1 pseudogene is annotated in these 610 nt (G+C 57.9%); it reads left to right on the top strand.

Going from position 1 to position 610, the window contains the following annotated elements:
- Positions 1-49 precede the first annotated feature (49 nt).
- Positions 50-579: pseudogene (locus tag HMPREF0298_RS12845) on the top strand (transposase); the annotation flags it as partial.
- Positions 580-610 lie beyond the last annotated feature (31 nt).

Consider the following 610-nt stretch of genomic DNA (forward strand, 5'->3'; position numbering starts at 1 on the left):
TGAAGTGTCCTGGGTTTAGTTCCGATCGTTTCTAGAGGAGGATTGGACCATGCCTAGGAAGTTCAGTGACGAGTTCAAGGACAAGGCGGTGCGGTTAGCCGAGGAGCTCGTTGAGCTTGAGGGGTGCTCGAAGTGGGCGGCGGCGGAGGAGATCGGCGAGAAGCTCGGCGTCTCGGCGCACACGCTCAACAACTGGTTGAAACCTGTCAAAGCGTCCCCCGACGTTCAGCGGAGCACTGGCGAGTCGGTCGACGACGAACTGAAGCGTCTGCGGCAAGAGAACAAAGAGCTGCGCAGGGCAAACGAGATCTTGAAGACCGCTTCAGCTTTTTTCGCAGCGGAACTCGACCGTCCCACCAGAAGATGATCGAATACATCGACACGTATCGCGATCGCTTCGGGGTCGAGGCCATCTGTCGCACGTTAAGGCAGACAGAATGTGGGTTTATCACCTCTCGTGGCTACCGAGCAGCGAAAACACGAGCCCCGTCGGCCAGGAGCTTGTCAGACGCGCTGCTTATCCCCGAATTGGTGAAAGTCTTCGAGGACAACTTCAGCGTGTACGGGGTACGCAAGATGTGAAAAGGCCATGCAGCGCGCCGGCTGGGAC

Source organism: Corynebacterium lipophiloflavum DSM 44291, assembly GCF_000159635.1.
In the GTDB taxonomy this organism is placed as follows: Bacteria; Actinomycetota; Actinomycetes; order Mycobacteriales; family Mycobacteriaceae; genus Corynebacterium; species Corynebacterium lipophiloflavum.